Source organism: Vibrio sp. 1727 (genome assembly GCF_033344415.1).
GTDB classification, from domain to species: Bacteria; Pseudomonadota; Gammaproteobacteria; order Enterobacterales; family Vibrionaceae; genus Vibrio; species Vibrio alginolyticus.
This window is the reverse complement of record NZ_JAWPOT010000446.1, coordinates 1-598: the sequence shown is the minus strand read 5'-3', so window position 1 is coordinate 598 and position 598 is coordinate 1. Positions and strand designations below refer to the sequence as shown.

The 598-nt window shown below is 37.8% G+C and carries 1 protein-coding gene; it reads right to left on the bottom strand.

Features of this window, described 5'->3' with window-relative positions:
- Positions 1-236: 236 nt before the first annotated feature.
- On the bottom strand, positions 237-598 hold a 362-nt coding region (locus R8O10_RS26260; RefSeq protein ID WP_318192102.1), incomplete at its 5' end, for an alpha-glucosidase C-terminal domain-containing protein.

Below are 598 nucleotides of genomic sequence, written 5' to 3'. Positions count from 1 at the left end.
TATTCAGTATCAATATAGCGATTGACTGCATCGTAGTAGTTTTTTGTAGTAACGAGCATTACCACAATGAATAGAACTAAAGGAAAGAAAACAACAAATGAGAGGCTAAATCGCCTTTGGTTAACCATTGAGTACCATTGTTTAAGTGTTCGCCTCTCATATGCATCGGCTTAAAGAGGCTGTTTATAGTTATTAATGAACATATTCACAAATTTTAATAAATATAGAATGCGGTGTCACTTCACTTGCCACAAATTGATACTTAATGCTGCCATATTGACAGAAACATGACCTTCATAATCAATTATTTCACATTTATCTAATAATTGATGCAAGTGTTTCGCATTCAAGCCTAACTGCCACAATGGTAGGTCAATCGTGCTTTCTTGTAGACCAATATTGACTGCAACAATGATCGTCTCTTCACCAAGCTGTCTTGCATAAGCAAATGCCCTTTCGTCACAATACAGCCATTGCATGCTACCAGATTGTAAGGCTTTGAACTGTTTGCGAATTTCAATCCACTGTTGGTACAGTTGGAGCCAAGGAGAACCCTGAACTAAATGCCAAGGGAAACAACGTCTGTTATCCGGGTCAA